Consider the following 17,092-nt stretch of genomic DNA (forward strand, 5'->3'; position numbering starts at 1 on the left):
CTTTCATCATCCGGGGATACCTGGGGTCCCTCCCTTCCCTATTATACCCTAGGTGATAAAAACATATACCTGTAAGTGGGTTCTGCCTTATCTCTGGACCCTGCTATCCTGGCACATTCGTTCCCGCACTGCGTAAGTCGCTTCCCGAGGGCTGTGATTGTGCCGCCGTTTGAGCATTAACCCGATTCAGTTCGCGGATCCGACGAGAGAGCAAGCGGATGATATTGATGGCAATTCCGGGGGTTTCATCAATGGCATCGTAGAGTTGCTGCTGAGTCAATACTAGACATTCGCAGGATTCCAAAGTTGTGACAGAGGCTGAACGGGGTTCAGCATCGAACAAAGACATTTCGCCAAAACAGGTCCCCTGTTCTAGTTTAGCGAGGTCTCGATTGCCAATGTGAACGCGGACCTTACCAGAAACGACGATATAGAGCGATCGCCCCTCCTGACCTTCTGTGAAGATAGTATGCTTTGCCGGGAAAGATAGCTCATCCATCACGGAAGCCAGACGCACAAGAAAGTCATCCCGAAGTTCCTTAAAAATCGGAACGGCCCTGACAAATAATAATCGGTCAACACTGGTGAGCATTACGACAGTAAACCGTAAAAAATAAAGCCTAAAAAGTAATCAGGAGTAAAAAGGCAAAAACAAAAATTTTCCTTTTATCTTTTTACTTTTACCGTACTTTAGGTCGCTTCCAACCCGGGAATGCCCGGATAATTGGGAAAACCCTGGGGGCCTCCGCTAGTGGATGAGGCTTGCTTTGGTAAATCCGCAATGCCTAATTCCGCCATCATTTCCTTGACTTGAGAGGCAACGAGACGATCGCGATCGTTTTTCATCCGGGGCAACAGTTCAACGAGGGCGCGAGGAGAGGCCACTTTCAGGTAGGCTAACACAGCTTCACGCACAAAACTTTTCGGATGGTTCAAACAAGCGAGGGTTTGTTCCCCCGTCAGACTCCAGCGAGAAGCCCGCGCTAGGTGAAAACAACAAGCCAAGGGCCACTCTGAGATAAAGTGGCGTAAGTCCACCAATCGCCGGAGGCGATCGCTAGGGGAGAGAGTTTCGATAGCAATCAGTTCCGCCAGACTCTGGAGTTTTTCCTCATCGGCACGGCGATCGAGAATACTCAGCAAAATCCGCTTACTCGGAATATCCAGAGTATTATCCAAAATTTCCAAACCCCGCGCCATATTCGTTCGGACACCGGACTGTAAATTAAAAGCTGCTGCTTGAATCGACCCGAGGGGATAGAGAAACTTCATCAGCAAAAACAAGCGGTCTACCGAATCGGAAATAACATCACGCAAAGCGCGGCGCAGGAGATTCGCTTCTCGTCCGACGATTTCTTCGGGATTGAGTCCGATGAGGGCCTGATAAATCTGACCCATCAACATCAATTCTTGGTCGATTAACATTTCTACCCCACTACGACCAATGCGGTCTAAAACCCCTTCAATTCCCCCTTCCTTGGGGATTTTTAAAAGAATGCGCAGGATGTTGCGTCGGGTTGTTCCCCAACTAATGACCAAATGATTCACCAACACATTCAGGGATTCGAGGGTACCAATCTGACCGATCGCCGTCCAAGCGTGCATCCGGACTAAATCGGGCTTATGAATATCTTCAGCCAGGGCCACGAGGCGATCGAGAATTTCATTCTCCAAGCGCACCAAAGCCCGCATTGCTGATTCCCGAGTGGATTTATAGTAAAGTCCCCGCAATAGCGATGGATAATACTCTTCTAAATGGGTCGATGCTATCACCTCCAACAGGGCGCAACGGACTCGCAAAGACTCATCCTGGAGCAGATTTGGGATAAACAATCGTAACCCTTGCAAATAATCCGCTTCGCCTAGGGCGCGACAGCCCATCACCCGTTCCCGTTCCTGTTTATGGGTCAACATATGGCGCAGGGCGTTAGTCGCTTCAGCTTTTTGTTCGCGGTTGCCTCGGCGCATGATCGAGGAGGCGGCAGTCCCTCGAACCACCGGGTCTACATCCGGGCGCAGATAGGAGCGCAATTGTTCGATATCCAGTTCCGGTTCCGTTAGCCAGATATAGCGCAACGCCAAAGCTAACACTTCTGGGGTAACCGATTGGTCGAGCAAGGTTCGTAGATGGGCGGTGTAAGTGGGACTCGGATGGTTGAGCATCACCTCCAAACTTTGTCGCTGTAAACTGGGAGAAAGATTGGGCAGGAGGGGCGCAAGTGCTTCGCCAACGTGCTCTGGATCAATTTGGGTAAGCAATTCGATACAAGAGCGTTTATCCTCTTCGCTGCCTTTCTGTTCCAAGGTTTCCACAACGGTACGTTTTAATGCCCGCATATCTACATCGGACACGCCGAGGCGTCCCCGTTCGGCACTGGAAACTAATAAGCCGAGATAGCGCGATCGCAGGATCCAGACGATAAAAAACCAGCCTAACCCCATCAAAACTACGGATACCAAGAACACAGAGCCTTGATACCCCAGAATCTGTTCGGGACTAGCGGCGGGAAAGATCATCCTGCACACCCAAATCGCGGCTAAAATTGCCACGCCGGTTACCCCCACAGCTAGGGGTTCAGCAATCCCATTCACCATCGATTGGATGTTACTGCGAATGCTATCGGGCAGGGGCTGGAAAAAGACAGGGCCGGTGCCTTCGATTAAGGTGTATTTGAGGAGTTCTTCTATAAATTTTAGGGAAACTAGCCCCCAAAAGAAGGGCAGGATGGGGGTCAGGGAAAAGGCGCTAAGTAAAACAACGGCTGCCGGTAAGAGGGTCGCGGCGGCAAAGACTCCAAATCGTTCCACAATCCGACTGGACGCAAACCACTGCATGACCAGTTCAAAGAGTCCGAGGATGCCATTAAAGACGCCGAGGAAACTAGCAATCCCGATCGCCAAATCTTGTCCAGCGGGGTTTTGCTGTTCCAATTCACTTAAAAATAGGAAGTCAACGACCAAATGTAAGGCTTCCGCGAGAATAAAAAATCCAAATAAGGGAATCACATAGCCTTTTAGAGGTCCACCCAGTCGGCGATTGGTGAAATCCGGTTCATTTTCTAGGGCGCTAGTCCGGGGAGCATCGGGAAAGGCTTGTTTGTAGGTGCGACTTAGGTAAAATAGCAAAAATGCCCCTAACAGCATCATCACACAGGAGGCAACAAGCACGTTATTAAGTCCGACGACTCTCAGCAGTGCGGGGAGGGAAAAACCACTAATCACATCGGCGAGTAAAATACCGCTACTGATGAGGGGATAGGTGCGTTTAATTTCGCGGATGTTAAAGAGTTGGTTGGCGGCAATGGAGGTGTTGAGGTCATTCAGGGCAAAGATCGCTTCCAACCACAGGCGCATCAGGAAAATCGTGACGGCAGCGGCGATCGCAATATTTAAGGCGACCCGAAAAAAGAGCAAGGGGATCGCCATCAAAATCGCCACTGAGACGATCACTTGGCGTAGGGGTAGGAACCTTTGCATCCAGGAGTACATGACTCCCAGGAAGGACCCTAAACCGGCCCCGGCGACATAAATCCAGGGCAAGGATTCCGCCCCATATTCGTTTAAGAACAGACCCACTGTACTTGCTTCTAACCACAACATCCCAATTGAGGTAACGGTATAGAATGCAAACATCAACCAGGTGCGCTCTCCTTCCTCGGGACGGAGATTTAACCACTGTAGCAATGCGGTTGCTAACCTACCCTTAGCGGCAAACCGCTGTTCTTTTAGTTCCATGCAGCGTTGATTTCCCGTGTTGTAGAGTTTCCCTGAATGCCGGTTCCCTTCATCTACTATTCTTCTGGTATTTAGAATGCCATACCCTGGTTGTTCTGGCATGAAAAGCCCAGTTGATCGCTCATTATTCTCTACCCTTGTCGCCAACGGGTTCTCGTTAATCGGTGACTCCCGGGGCTTGCTTTGGCTTCCACGGGTTCATTCGCTTATGCCTAGCTCCTGTACTGTTACCTCGCGCACTCAATCGCTAGAACGATTCAGTTGAGTTTTTCTTCCTTCTGATTACCATAATCTCTAGTATTTTTCAATTGCTCTAGCTTGGTGATGCCTGAAGGACGGTAATAGGGTTTTGGTGCAGGTTGAGCAGGGCTAGGAAGGATGCGTTTTGCGAGACTCAGCGTCAGGTTGAGGGCGTAAAACAAGTCTTGCGCCGATCGGGGTGATCGGCGCAGATGAGGATACCTCAGTTTTCGTTAGTCCCAGTTAAAGCTTGACGGGGAACAGCAAACTCATTCCCTTTCCAGGGTTTAAGAGCGTTTGATTTGAGGGTTCAAATCGTAACAGCCAGGGCTGATGGTTATTTTATCGCTTTATGGGGGTCGTCACCCCCGATCACCCAATTTCCCCCGCTGATTTTTCTCGGCACAATATTTTGGGGGGGAAATCTTCGCTTGCTTGGGTCTGTTCCTGCTCTGGCTAGTCCCTGGGGTCTTGTGGGCGATCGCCTGTACTGCCTTCTCTCTTTCAGTCCGGCGGCTCATCCACTCCCCTGCCCCGAGAGGCTCTCACCCTTGTTCCCGCTCTCTCCAGGCAAATCATGAGGGCGCTGTGTACTTTAACTTCAGTACCTGCGCCCTCACGATGGGTTGGACTATTTTTTTCCCTACTTTTTGGGAGAGAGCAACATCATCATGCTACGCCCTTCTTTTTTAGGGGCTTGCTGCACTTCAGCGACTTCTTCGAGGTCCGTTGCCATGCGCTTGAGTAATTCCTCAGCCAGGTCCGTATGTTGAATTTCCCGCCCTCGGAATGTAATCGTCGCTTTTACCTTATCTCCCACTTTCAGAAAGCGCTGGGCTTGATTGAGACGCACGTTATAATCGTGCTCTTCAATCTTGTAGCGCATCTTTACTTCTTTGACTTCAGCGGTATGCTGTTTTTTCTTAGCTTCCCGCGCTTTTTTCTCTTGCTCAAACTTATATTTGCCGTAGTCCATGATCCGGCAAACTGGGGGATCGGCTTTATCGCTGACTAAAACCAAGTCGAGGTCTTTTTCTTCAGCGATTCGCATCGCCTCTTGAGGCGTTAGAATCCCAAGCTGGCTGCCGTCTGTGTCAATGGCTCGAATTTGAGGAAATCGGATTCTTTCATTAATTTGAGGTAAATCCCGATTTCTTCTCTTTTCAGTCACAGGCATTCTGGAAGAAGATGATGGAAGCAAGTCGTTCACAGAGTAAGTTTTGTAAAAGTTTAGTTGACACTCTCAGGGGATCGTCTGAAGACTCTGAGATTCTTTAAGACTAACTTAAAAGGCATTGTCAAAGTACCTCTACAGGCTCAAAACAATAACTTGTACGAAAGGTATTGCACTTGAGCTGACTTTTTGATAGGGAAATCAGCTTTCAGAATCTATCACTGATGTCAGTTTGATACGCTCACCCATTCAACGAGTGCTTGTTCAATCCTCTGCTGCAATGATACAGCAGACCAGTTAAAGCAGGAGTTTCACTGGATTTGATTGTTTCGACGCGCAGATAGATTATTCTTCCGGCTTTCTTGATTATAACTGCATTTTGACGAGGAATAAATGGAATAGCATCGCCTTTGTTCCCGGTTCTAAAGAACTCTGGCTTCTAGGCGTCCCGTATTTTGAGGTAAATCCAGGGCGATCGCGTTTAGGTCTGGGTTCTGGCATCGAGAAGAAGCCCCTAGGGCTGGAAATCAACCCTTTACAGGCGACCTAGCTTGATGTCGTTACTCCAGACCTCCAGTCCGTTTTTGCTGACTCCCTACACCCGGTTAAGGCCGGGACTTAGCTCTAAGGTAGCTAATTCAGGGAGAGGATATTGCTACTTGTCATTTTACTCAGTATCATTCAATTTTTGATGAATCTTCATCTAACTTTAGACAGAACTTGGGGCTTTCCCGGTTTGGGTTAGAACAAAAAACGGGTAAAAGCGAGTCCCGGTCTGTTCTAGCATAACAGGAAGTCTGGCATTCGACCGTATCATAGATTGCTTTCACGGGATAAATACCCCGGACCCGATCGCGAACCAAAAGGGGTTCTTCTGAACCCTGGGGGATTGAAGTGGATCCGGTGATTCGGTCCTCTAGGGGAGAATTTTCAGGGGTGGAGGGAACCAATTGCCCCAGGGGACACTTCGGGTACTGTAACAAGGCAGGGCATAACGGCTCCCTGGCTACCGGGGTAGAAACGCTCCTTGGCTTGTGTGGACAGTGGGCATTAGTTCGGTAGGAGAGGATATAGATCCCCGGGGCGAAGTTCATTTCAAAACTAGACTCGGACAAGAGTGTCGATCGCCCAGGGGACAGTTAACGAACCACAACATCCCCTCTTTTTTGATCCGCCTTTCTTGCTTCACAATACAACTATGCCCAGCGGCATTTACCAATCACCCGACGGTTAAACAAGCGCACTATGAAGACTTCACTTCTACTCAAAACGGCTGCGATCGCTACGGCAACTCTCTCGGCTTTGACCCTTGGCACTCAAGCGATCGCCTCGGTGTTCGGACAACAAAGCGTCGATCAAAGCCGCTTTATTGCGGTTGCCCAGTCGTTTAGCGGAGGCGTGGCTCCCCCACTGCTAATCATCGAGCAAGTCTCCAATTCTCGTGAATGTTGGAGCGAAAGTGGCAGCAACCCCGTTCGCGTCGATCCCCTGTTAGTCAATTTTGACTTTACGGGGATTTGTGGTCGCAGTACGGATAGCAATGGCTATTCTATCCGAGTAGGCGGTGAAGATATCGGCCTTCAGTACACCTTGAGGATCGTACAGCGCAATGGAAACCTGGTGCTGCTTGGGGTCAATACGTTTGAACGTCGGGAAATGGAAATTGGACGCACGAACGGCATCGCCAATGGATTTAATAAAATTGTCCTCAATCCCGGATGGCAGTTCGCCAAACGCACCTATAACGGTCAGACTTTGGGTCACGTCTATCTCGCCAATACCCAATCTTTAACGGCCCTGGCTAAACCCATTGGCTCATCGGGCACGACTTCTCCGCCGCCGGTGGTGACGACTCCCCCTCCGGTGAATGTCTCCTTTGCAGATACGCGATCGGATATCTATGCGCAGGAAATCGAGCAAGCGGTGGCCCTGGGTTTCGTGTCCGGTTTCCGAGAAGATAATACGTTCCGCCCCCAAGTGGCCCTGACTCGCGAACAGTTGGTCTCAATGGTTATCGAATCGTTGAAAAACGTTCCCGGTGCCAATATCAATATTCCTACTACGGCTTCCTCTCGACCCTATTTTGATGTGGAGGCGTCGCGATGGAGCGCCCCTAAAATTCAATGGGCCCGAGACAATAATATTATTAGTGGGTATCAAGATCAAAGTTTCCGTCCGGCTCAAACCGTGACTCGCGCTGAAATGATGGCGGTGTTACGTCGCGCTGCTGAATATGGTAATACGCTGCGCGGTCGGGGTACTAATCTCACGGCGACCCGCACCCCTACTAATTTCTCAGATACCCAAAATCACTGGGCTGCTTCTCTGATTTCGGATATGTCGAGTTATTGTCAGGTTGCTTCTCCACTCAATGAATCAGGGACTCAGTTTTTCCCCAACTCTCCGACGTTGCGAAATTATGCAGCCGCAGCAACGGTCCGGATGGTTAATTGTGTAAGACAGTAAGGTAATGGGGGAAACCCCCAAATTATTCTGTTGAGTTGACTGGATATTTTCCGGGATAAACTTCATAAAAACTGACAACAAGACTTGTCAGTTTTTTTGTATCTATTGATTGAGGGATTGAGGAGAAACGGGCAATTTGGCCGCAGCAAAGAGGGGGCATCCCCACTCAATTTCCTAGAAATCGCTTACAATCAGTGGCAGAAAACATTTTAAAACTGTTGTTCCTAAAGCCATGCAGCACATTAACCGCCACCGGGCTTTTCCAAGCTTCCTGTCTCGAATTCGAGAGCGCGATCGCCTCGAACTCGCTGAGTCGGCATCCCTGATTGGTTCGGCTGTGGGATCCGTTGTGGCGGGATTGTCTGGACAGGTTTTATTTGCCGCGACTCCAATTACTTTGGCATTGTGGCTGAATCAATTGAATCGCAGTCGGTTTGGGGAGCAAGTGCGGACTGAACACCAAGGGGCGATCGCCGAGATGCATCAAGTAGTCATTGCGGTTCACAGTAGTTTACAAACGTTGCCGCGATCGGAACGGATTCAGGACGTGGAAAATACCTTGATGCGTCTTTCCGAGGCGATCGCTACTTTGCAACAACAAGGCGATCGGGCCAATTCCAGTAACCCCAATCATGAAGAAATCCAGCACGAATTTGCGATCGTCCGTCGCGGCGTCATGCGTCTGCGAGATGTTACTGAAACCCGCTTCACCGAACTCCAAGAAACCCTCAATAGCGAAGTCCAAACCCTTCGCCAAGAGTTAGCATCTCCTCCTTCAGTTCCTTCCCCTGAATTGTCTACCCTCAAAATAGAATTACTCACCCTCGCTCAAAGTTTAGCCGACATTCAAACCCAGTTCCAAGCCTTAACCAGTCCAGTGGCCCCCGATGACACCGCCATTCAAACCCAGCTTGATGAACTGCAAAGCCAAATTGTCAAACTGCAACAGCAAAATCGCGAAGTGGTCAAACCCTATCTCCAACATCTCAACCGCGCCATTCAAAAGTTAGAAAGCGATGGGTAAGGGGCGGTGGCCCCGGCGGTAATCGTCAGAGTTCTGCTTTAATCGAGAGTGTTGATTCAAGCAGAACTATGACGACTCCATCCACTCCCCCTCAAATTCCTTCCCAGACTTGGCAGCGTCCCCTTGGTTTGGATTGGGACAAACCCTATACGGTTCGCTATGGCAGTAATCTCGATGATGGTCCCTGGCATGGAATGCCCCTCGGGGGGTTTGGGGCCGGTTGTATAGGCCGATCGCCTCGCGGTGACTTCAATCTCTGGCATCTCGACGGCGGCGAACATACGTTCCAATCTCTTCCCGCCTGTCAGTTTAGCATTTTTGAAGAAACCCAAGGTCAGCGTCACGCTTACGCACTTTGTACCGAACCCCCTTCCGATGGCAGCTTGAATTCCTGGCAATGGTATCCCGCCTCCACTGAGGAGAATCTGACGGGAACATATCACGCTTTGTATCCTCGGAGTTGGTTTGTCTATCAAAATGTCTTGAAAGCGCAACTCACTTGTGAGCAATTTTCTCCAATTTGGCCGGGAAAATACCAAGAATGTAGCTATCCCCTGGCAATTTTTGAATGGACTGCCTACAATCCCACCGATGAACCGATTACTTTGAGTATTCTGCTGACTTGGGAAAATGTGGTGGGTTGGTTTACCAATGCTATCAAATCTCCTACGGTCAAAGTGAGAGACGATGGATCACCCGTCTATGAATACCAATCGAAATGGGGGCAAAGTCAGGGCAATTCTAACCGCTATATTGAAGATTTTCATCGGATTGGGTGTATAATGGCCGGGGGTCACTTGGGAGAGGTTCCCCAGGAAGGGGAGGGAGAACTGGCGATCGCCACTGCTACCAATCCCTTTCTCGATACCTTCAAGAACACCCGATGGAATCCCACCGGCAGCGGTAAAGAAGTCTGGGAACAGTTTTCTCGGGATGGTTCTTTATTGGATTGTACCGATGAAACCCCGGCAGCTAAGGGAGAACGAATTGGGGTAGCATTGGCGGTTCGCTTCACCCTTCGTCCGGGAAAAACCCGAAAAATACCCTTTATACTCGCTTGGGATTTTCCCGTGACTGAATTCGCTGCCGGAGTGTGGGAATACCGGCGCTACACCGACTTTTTCGGGCGTCATGGCAAAAATTCCTGGTCCATGATTCGCACTGCACTCAAGCATTCGGATATGTGGCGTGAGAATATCATCACCTGGCAACAAGCGATATTAGACCGGGACGATTTGTCTGACTCGGTAAAAATGGCCTTGTTTAATGAGTTGTATATTCTCACCGATGGAGGAACATTGTGGACCGCCCAAGATGCGGAGGAACCTCGGGGTAAATTTGCGGTGCTTGAATGTATCGATTATCGCTGGTATGAAAGCTTAGATGTGCGATTATATGGGTCTTTTGCCCTGTTGATGTTGTGGCCGGAATTGGAAAAATCGGTAATGCGAGGGTTTGCGCGGGCAATTCCCACGGGGGATGATACACCTCGGATTATCGGGTATAATCAAGCGGCAGCAGTTCGGAAAGTGACCGATGCCACGCCTCACGATTTGGGTGCACCGAATGAACATCCTTGGGTGAAAACAAATTATACCAGTTATCAGGATTGTAATTTGTGGAAGGATTTACCCTGTGATTTTGCCTTGCTGGTGTATCGGGATTTTCTGTTAACAGGGGGGGATGATTATGAGTTTTTATGGGATTGTTGGCCCTCAATGGTGCAGGCGATCGCCTATTTAAAAACCTTCGATACCGATGGGGATGGGATTCCCGAAAATGGCGGTGCACCGGATCAGACGTTCGATGATTGGCCGATGCGTGGGATCAGTGCCTATTGTGGCGGTTTGTGGATGGCGGCATTACAAGCAGCGATCGCCGTCGGTGAGATAATTTTAAACAATCCTCCCCATTCCGGCGTGTTCACCGATACGATTTATGAACAGAAGCGATCGCAATTGCTCGAACCCGCAACGATTCAAGAAACCCTGAGTACCTATCAAGATTGGTTGGAACAAGCAGGAACTCTGTATCAAGAAAAACTCTGGAATGGCACTTATTATCGCCTCGACAGCGAAAGCGGTTCTGAAGTTGTGATGGCGGATCAGCTTTGTGGTCAATTCTATGCGCGGTTATTAGGGTTAGCCGATATTGTGCCAATCAACTGTGCAGAATCGGCCTTAAAAACAGTCTATGACTCCTGTTTTCTAAAGTTTCATAAGGGGCAATTTGGGGCGGCCAATGGCGTATTAATCGATGGTTCGCCGGTGAATCCCAATGCGACGCATCCGTTAGAAGTCTGGACTGGAATTAATTTTGGATTGGCGGCATTTCTGGTGCAAATGGGGATGAAGGAGGAAGGATTTAAGTTAACAGAAACGGTGATTCAACAAGTGTATGAAAATGGTTTGCAATTCCGCACTCCAGAAGCGATTACGGCAGTGGGAACGTTTCGGGCATCTCATTATCTGCGGGCGATGGCAATTTGGGCCGTTTATGGAATGTTGACTGGGTTTAAATAGGGGAAGAATTAGAAAGGACAAGGCACTGCCTTGTCCTTTCGTAGAAATCGTTATAAGATAGCGTTGCCGTGGCGATCAAAGAGGTAGAGTTGGCGGGTATCAACGGCCAGGGAGAGGCAGTCGGCATGGTGCAGTTTTTGGGCAGAACCGACTCGGGCAACTGCAATGGATTGACTCTCTCCTGTGGGTTTTTCTAGCACTTTGGCTAGGTCATCTTTATCTTGAATTTCAATTTTGGCTAGGGGAGAATTGAAATAGATAATGGTTTCATGACCCAGGGATTCAAGGGTAGTGACTTCCACTTCAATTTTATGACTCTCTTGAGTATTGCGATCGGCTATTAAAAAGGCTTCGGGACGCAATCCGGCAAAAATGGGTTTGTTGATATAATGTTCAATTTCCCGGTAGCGATCGCAGGTTTCCGGGGCGATCGCCAGGTATTGGGCTCCGTAGGTAATTACAAATTGGCCGTTTTCGGTTTTGCGTAACTCACTATGAAAGATATTCATCGCCGGAGAACCCATAAATCCAGCGACAAATACATTGGTAGGGCGATCGTATAACTCTTGAGGCGGTGCAACTTGTTGGAGTTCCCCCAAGCGCATCACCGCCACGCGATCGCCCATTGTCATTGCCTCAACTTGATCATGGGTCACATATACCGTTGTTGTTCCCATTTTGCGCTGCAAATCTGCAATTTCTGTGCGAATTTGTACTCGCATTTTTGCATCCAAATTCGACAGGGGTTCATCCATTAAAAATACTGCCGGGTCACGCACAATTGCTCGTCCCATTGCCACCCGTTGCCGTTGTCCTCCAGACATTTGTTTGGGTTTATTATCCAGCAAATGGGTCAATCCCAATTTTTCAGCCGCCTCCATGACTCGCTGTTGTCGTTCCCCTTTAGAAACTTTCATCATTCGCAGGGGAAATTCCATATTTTGCCGCACAGTCATGTGCGGATATAGGGCATAATTTTGAAAGACCATTGCAATATTCCGGTCTTGGGGGCTTTTATTATTCACCACATCCTGACCGATGATTAATTTACCCGCACTAATCTCTTCCAATCCCGCTAACATCCGCAGGGCGGTGGATTTGCCACAGCCGGAAGGTCCAACAAAAACCATAAATTCGCCATCTTCAATGGTCAAACACAGGTCTTTCATGGCCGTAAAGCCATTTGCATAAACTTTGTAAATGTGGTCGAATTCTACTCTTGCCATTGTTTTAATTTTTGGATATTTTTAGACAGAAATTACGAAAAAGCGGAGTTCTAACCCTTAATACCCGAAGAAGCAACCCCTTGAACAAACCATTTTTGGAAGATTAAGAAAATCACTAACATCGGTGCAACCATCATGACTCCAAAGGCCATAATATCCCCCCATTGAATCGGAGGTAAGGTTTGAAATTGGGCGATCGCCACCGGCAAGGGTCGAACTCTTTCCCCAACAGCGATCATCGTCGGCCACAAAAATGACCCCCATTGGGTTAAAAAAGTCAGAATTGCTACCGATGCAAAAACAGGTTTAGAAACCGGAACGATAATTTCAAAAAAAGTCCGAATAGGACCCGCCCCATCTACTCTGGCTGCTTCTTCTAATTCCTTTGGCAAGACGATAAAAAAGGTGTAAAATAAATAGATGGAAAAGGCATTTGCAATAAACGGAATTATTTGGGCGGTGTAAGTATTGCGTAATCCCAGCCAGGTCATTTGAAAAAACAGAGGAACGGCAATGGCTTCAAAGGGGATAATCATTAAGGCAATAATCACAAGGAAAATCATATCCCGTCCCCGCCACTGCAACCGGGAAAAGGCATAAGCTGCCATTGAATTAACCAGAAGTCCCAACAGGACGATCGCCCCGGTAATAAAAATCGAGTTCCAGAAAAATCGGGTAAAATTAACTCGTTTAAATACATCTTGATAGTTCTGCAAAGAGGGATTATCCGGGACAAATGCTTTTAAGGAACCTGCCTCGACCAACACTAGATTATCCGGCTTGAAACTGCCGACAATCATAAATAAAATGGGTGCAATAAACAGCAACGCCAAAATTGTCAAGACTACATAGCTGACAATCATACTAATCCGCTGCTGGTTTTTGCGGTGGGTCATTAATTGCTCATGAGTCATCGCCGAAACGCGACTTTTTCCGGTTGATGCTTCCTGGGAAATTTCCTGAACTTGTTTCATGAATTTAGATTCCGTAACATCGATTAAGAAGGTGAAAAAATACGTTTATCGGGAATAGAGAGAGAAATTATTATTCCTCTTGTTGCTAAATTGGAGAATTTAATCGATCGCCCGTTCTTCTTTAATCAAGGTTCGTTGGATGAGAGTAATCATCAAGACGACTAGGAAAAACACCACCGTCATGGCCGCCCCTTTTGCCATCTTTTGCTGTTGATATGCAGCGGTTACCGCTTCATACATCACCGTGGTGGTAGCATCTAGCGGTCCTCCATTGGTCATGATTTCGATTTGGTCGTACAGGCGAAATGACAGAATCGAAGTCACCAACATGACGAAAATTAAGGTATTTCGCAGTTGGGGTAAGGTGACGTGTAGAAACTGGTTCCATTTATTACTGCCATCAATAGCGGCAGCTTCGTATAAATCACTGGGAATTGACTGTAAACCGGCTAACAGAATCACCATTTGAAATCCTACCCCCTGCCACATAGAAAGCAGCATAATGGCCGGAAGTGCTAGATAGGGGTCACGCAGAAAATCTCGCGGTTCCCACAATCCAAAAGTGATAAAATCCAGAAAAGAATTCATCATGCCATTGGCACCGGGGGCATAAATCAAAATCCAGATCACGGAAACCAATGCCATTGGAAAAACCACCGGCATGAAAAACAGGGTGCGAAAGATCGCCATACCGCGCAGGGGACGGTTGAGTAAAAGGGCTAATCCGAGGGCGATCGCCGTTTGCAATGGCACGACTACTAGGGCAAAAATGGCATTATTCAGTAAGGCGCGACGAAATGAGGGTTCACTAAAAATTCGAGCATATTGTTCTAACCCAATAAACCGGGTAGGTAACGGCGAACCCAGTCTTAAATTCGTAAAAGACAAAATGGCCGCTAAGGTAAAAGGCAAGGCCACAAATAGGAATAATCCAATCAAGGCGGGGGCGGCCATCCCTAGGGCGCTGCCTGTATCATTTTGAGTAGTTATAGTTGTTTTATTTGCCATAAGTTTAGATTAAAATTCATCTTGATACTCCCTATATTCTTGTCAATTCCAGGTTACTGTTACCAGAAATTTCTGGAAACGGGGGGACATTTTTAGAGGTATTAACTCAGGTTAGGATACCCTTCGTTATCCCGAATGTCTAGGTCAATTTCTGTGGCAGCGCGTTCTAAGGCTTGTTGCACTTCCAGACCATTGCGAATGTTATTAAAGGCTTCTTGAAAGGCTGAAGTAATCACCGGATAACCGGGAGTTTGGGGGCGGGGAATGGTCTTGTTATTCAACAATTGCGAAGAAAATAGACGCAACGGACCGCCTTCCCGGTATAAGGGAGATTGAGCGATCGCACTTTGGGTAGCGGGGACGGCCCCATTCGCATTGGACATCGCCAGCACTTCATCTGGCTGTAATAAAAACTCTAAAAATGCCATTGCCGCTTTGGGGTTTTGACTTCTTTCTGTAATTCCCCAATTCCATGAACCCTGGGCGGTTTTCGATCCATTGCCTAAATTCGGCAGAGGCAACACCACTAAATCATCCCCAAAAGCCTCTGCATAACTGGGATAGACCCAATGTCCCACCCAAGAAAGCGCCACCCGTCCCGTGGTAAAGGCGGCGTCATCCACATTGGGATCAACGTAGCCATTTTTCATCCAAGACTGCACCTGTTCCATTGCTGCCACGGATTCAGGACTATCCATGACCCCGGAAGCAGTTTGGTAATTTGTGCGATCAATGGTTGCACCGCCAGCGGAATATAATAGCGGCATAAAGGCATAAGTAAACCACTCTCCGGAATAGTTCACTTTTAGGTCTAGCACTTGTCCGTCCGGGTCATTTTCGGCTAAAATGGCTAATGCGCGATTAAATTCCTTTGCGGTCCAAGCGTCAGCGTTCCCTTGCGGGATGCGAATTCCGGCAGATTCTAGCATAGTGCGTCGTCCATAAATTCCCAGTCCCGAATCAAAAGTACCGACGGAATAGAGGCGATCGTTATAGGTTCCCTGGGTGAGAATTGACGGGAGCAAATCCAGACAAAGATCTGAAGAAATCAAGTCATCAATGGGTCTGAGGTTTTGCTGCCAGACATAATTATAGATAAATGGCCCATCAAATTCAAGCACATCGGGCAAATCCCGTGAGATTGCTGCCGCTTGGACTTGGGCATTATAAGACCCTTCCGGTAGAAACGTGAGACTAACGGTGACCTCATCATGAGCAGCATTAAACCGATTGACTTGTTCTTGCAGGGTGATTCGTTCTGAATCTTGACCAGCGTGCGCCCAAACTTCCAGCGTTCCGGGGTCCCGGGCATTCCTGACACATCCAACCACGATACTCAGGAGGAACACGGTAAAAGCAAGCATTCGATATAAACGTTTAAATTTCATGGCGGGTTGATTGTGATTCCCAAACATCATTGCTTCCCGTTCTACCTCTATATTCACGACAAATTAGCTCTTTGTGTTGGTTTAGGCAAGAAAAAACAAATAATTTTAAGTTTCTTAACTAAACTTCATCAAACCTGGAAATTTTTTTAAGTGAGCCAAACGCTCACCTAATTGCGAGACTCTTTCATATTCAATGCTGAGGTGATAAGAGCAGACAGAGTGAGTCTGACCCGAGGCGATCGCCTCCGGTCTGGGTATCTCCTCAGAGTTCAGATTCTTTACTTCTTTCCTTCTGTTTTTTCGCTGAGAAATGCCTACTCCACAGATTTTTAGAGAAAATTAGTATGCATAAATTTCATATTTAGGAGCAGTTTTTTTTTAAGAAAAACCAAGTTTGGCTATCGACTTTTCCATCGATAATAACCGTGACTTCAGGATATTGCAAATTAATATCCCCTTGAAAAATTTTAACCGCCGCTTCCGTTTGAGGACCAAACTTTCCATCAACTCCCGCCTCACCTAAATTGTATCCCATCTTTAATAAAACTTCTTGGATTTCTTTGACCTCCTCCCCTTGACTCCCCTGTTCTAATATGTGTTGATCTAACATGATTGGGCCTCCAAAATTTTTCTAACTCTTTGATAAAATTTCTACAGGTGCTACGATGAGTATGATTGGGTACAAAATTAGGTATTTTAGCGATTCAGAGCCAGTTTAGCCCCGTCTGTGAGCGCTCTACCACTATCCCCGGATATATTTTGGCGATGAAATCCTCAGTCGTCGCTACAGTCACGGGAGGACAACCCGGATGGCTACCAGAAGTTTTTCCTCATTCATCGCCCAAAACGTGTATTAACCTGCCTTTTGGGGTTTTTCCTTGGGCGATCGCCTGTCGGATTTCCTGGCGATCAACCGGAGACGACTTCACGTGATGTATTAAAATAGACTTAGCCGGTCCTCTCTCCTGATGAGTTAGGCCCTGAAAATCCCTCTCCCGATGAACATCGAGCCCGGGTAAATAATCAGCAAAATTTATTAACAAACAACGATGAATTTGCACGGAATTGAAGCTGGGATTACAACTTTAGTTATATCGGGAAATATCATTTTAACCAGTCTATGTCAACTTTTAGCAATATTAGTGATTGGCCTGGGGGTCACCCGAGCCTTGATAATTTTTGTCAAAGATGCTCTATTTAACCCTCATACAATGGAGGCATTTCAACGCAGCCGCTTAGTGATGGGATATTCGTTTTCTTTACTGGAGTTTAGACTAAGCGAAATTTGACCCACCAGGAGGGGAGCCACTGTTAAAAGAGTGTAGGACAAAAATG

General features: G+C 47.7%; 14 protein-coding genes. 5 read left to right on the forward strand and 9 right to left on the reverse strand.

Annotation, left to right across the window (positions count from 1 at the left end):
- Positions 1–103: 103 nt before the first annotated feature.
- From NG796_RS25710 to NG796_RS25725, 4 genes are all read right to left on the reverse strand, one after another.
- The gene (locus NG796_RS25710; protein WP_015146734.1) at positions 104–592 is read right to left on the reverse strand and encodes a Crp/Fnr family transcriptional regulator; all 489 of its coding nucleotides are present in this window, start codon (positions 590–592) and stop codon (positions 104–106) included.
- A 98-nt stretch (positions 593–690) separates the two neighbouring features.
- Complete coding sequence (locus tag NG796_RS25715; protein WP_261210306.1) at positions 691–3,735, reverse strand: MFS transporter; 3,045 nt, start codon at positions 3,733–3,735, stop codon at positions 691–693.
- 883 nt (positions 3,736–4,618) lie between these two features.
- Positions 4,619–5,152 carry a translation initiation factor IF-3 gene (gene infC / locus NG796_RS25720; RefSeq protein ID WP_261201822.1) on the reverse strand — a complete coding sequence of 178 codons (534 nt, stop codon included), beginning with the start codon at positions 5,150–5,152 and terminating at the stop codon, positions 4,619–4,621.
- 363 nt (positions 5,153–5,515) lie between these two features.
- The gene (locus NG796_RS25725) at positions 5,516–5,650 is read right to left on the reverse strand and encodes a hypothetical protein (protein WP_261210285.1); all 135 of its coding nucleotides are present in this window, start codon (positions 5,648–5,650) and stop codon (positions 5,516–5,518) included.
- Between the two features lie 744 nt (positions 5,651–6,394).
- Here NG796_RS25725 and NG796_RS25730 point away from each other — a divergent pair.
- The 3 genes from NG796_RS25730 to NG796_RS25740 all read left to right on the forward strand — a co-directional run bounded on the left by NG796_RS25730 (position 6,395) and on the right by NG796_RS25740 (position 11,161).
- Complete coding sequence (locus NG796_RS25730) at positions 6,395–7,615, forward strand: DUF3747 domain-containing protein (protein WP_261210287.1); 1,221 nt, start codon at positions 6,395–6,397, stop codon at positions 7,613–7,615.
- A gap of 232 nt (positions 7,616–7,847) precedes the next feature.
- Positions 7,848–8,639, forward strand: coding sequence for a hypothetical protein (locus NG796_RS25735; RefSeq protein ID WP_261210289.1), 792 nt, complete (start codon positions 7,848–7,850; stop codon positions 8,637–8,639).
- A gap of 68 nt (positions 8,640–8,707) precedes the next feature.
- A complete protein-coding gene (locus NG796_RS25740) occupies positions 8,708–11,161 on the forward strand; it encodes a GH116 family glycosyl hydrolase (protein ID WP_261210291.1) in 2,454 nt (817 codons plus the stop codon).
- A 50-nt stretch (positions 11,162–11,211) separates the two neighbouring features.
- Here the strand turns inward: NG796_RS25740 and NG796_RS25745 are convergent, their stop codons facing one another.
- The 5 genes from NG796_RS25745 to NG796_RS25765 form a co-directional block, all read right to left on the reverse strand.
- Positions 11,212–12,387 carry an ABC transporter ATP-binding protein gene (locus NG796_RS25745; RefSeq protein WP_261210293.1) on the reverse strand — a complete coding sequence of 392 codons (1,176 nt, stop codon included), beginning with the start codon at positions 12,385–12,387 and terminating at the stop codon, positions 11,212–11,214.
- Between the two features lie 50 nt (positions 12,388–12,437).
- On the reverse strand, positions 12,438–13,361 hold the full coding sequence (locus tag NG796_RS25750) for a carbohydrate ABC transporter permease (RefSeq protein ID WP_261210295.1): 924 nt from the start codon (positions 13,359–13,361) through the stop codon (positions 12,438–12,440).
- 99 nt (positions 13,362–13,460) lie between these two features.
- Positions 13,461–14,369: a carbohydrate ABC transporter permease gene (locus NG796_RS25755; protein WP_261210297.1), complete on the reverse strand. Its 909-nt coding sequence runs from the start codon at positions 14,367–14,369 to the stop codon at positions 13,461–13,463.
- Between the two features lie 101 nt (positions 14,370–14,470).
- Positions 14,471–15,814, reverse strand: coding sequence for an ABC transporter substrate-binding protein (locus NG796_RS25760; protein WP_261210299.1), 1,344 nt, complete (start codon positions 15,812–15,814; stop codon positions 14,471–14,473).
- A 304-nt stretch (positions 15,815–16,118) separates the two neighbouring features.
- Positions 16,119–16,367, reverse strand: coding sequence for a peptidoglycan-binding domain-containing protein (locus tag NG796_RS25765; RefSeq protein ID WP_261210301.1), 249 nt, complete (start codon positions 16,365–16,367; stop codon positions 16,119–16,121).
- Positions 16,368–16,432: 65 nt separating this feature from the next.
- Here NG796_RS25765 and NG796_RS25770 point away from each other — a divergent pair, with 65 nt between their 5' ends.
- Both NG796_RS25770 and NG796_RS25775 read left to right on the forward strand, forming a co-directional pair.
- A complete protein-coding gene (locus tag NG796_RS25770; protein WP_261210302.1) occupies positions 16,433–16,690 on the forward strand; it encodes a hypothetical protein in 258 nt (85 codons plus the stop codon).
- A gap of 116 nt (positions 16,691–16,806) precedes the next feature.
- Positions 16,807–17,046 (forward strand): hypothetical protein, encoded by a 240-nt coding sequence (locus tag NG796_RS25775; RefSeq protein ID WP_261210304.1) that lies wholly within the window; start codon positions 16,807–16,809, stop codon positions 17,044–17,046.
- Positions 17,047–17,092 lie beyond the last annotated feature (46 nt).

The sequence above is a fragment of the Laspinema sp. D2d genome (genome assembly GCF_025370755.1).
Classification (GTDB): Bacteria; Cyanobacteriota; Cyanobacteriia; order Cyanobacteriales; family Laspinemataceae; genus Laspinema.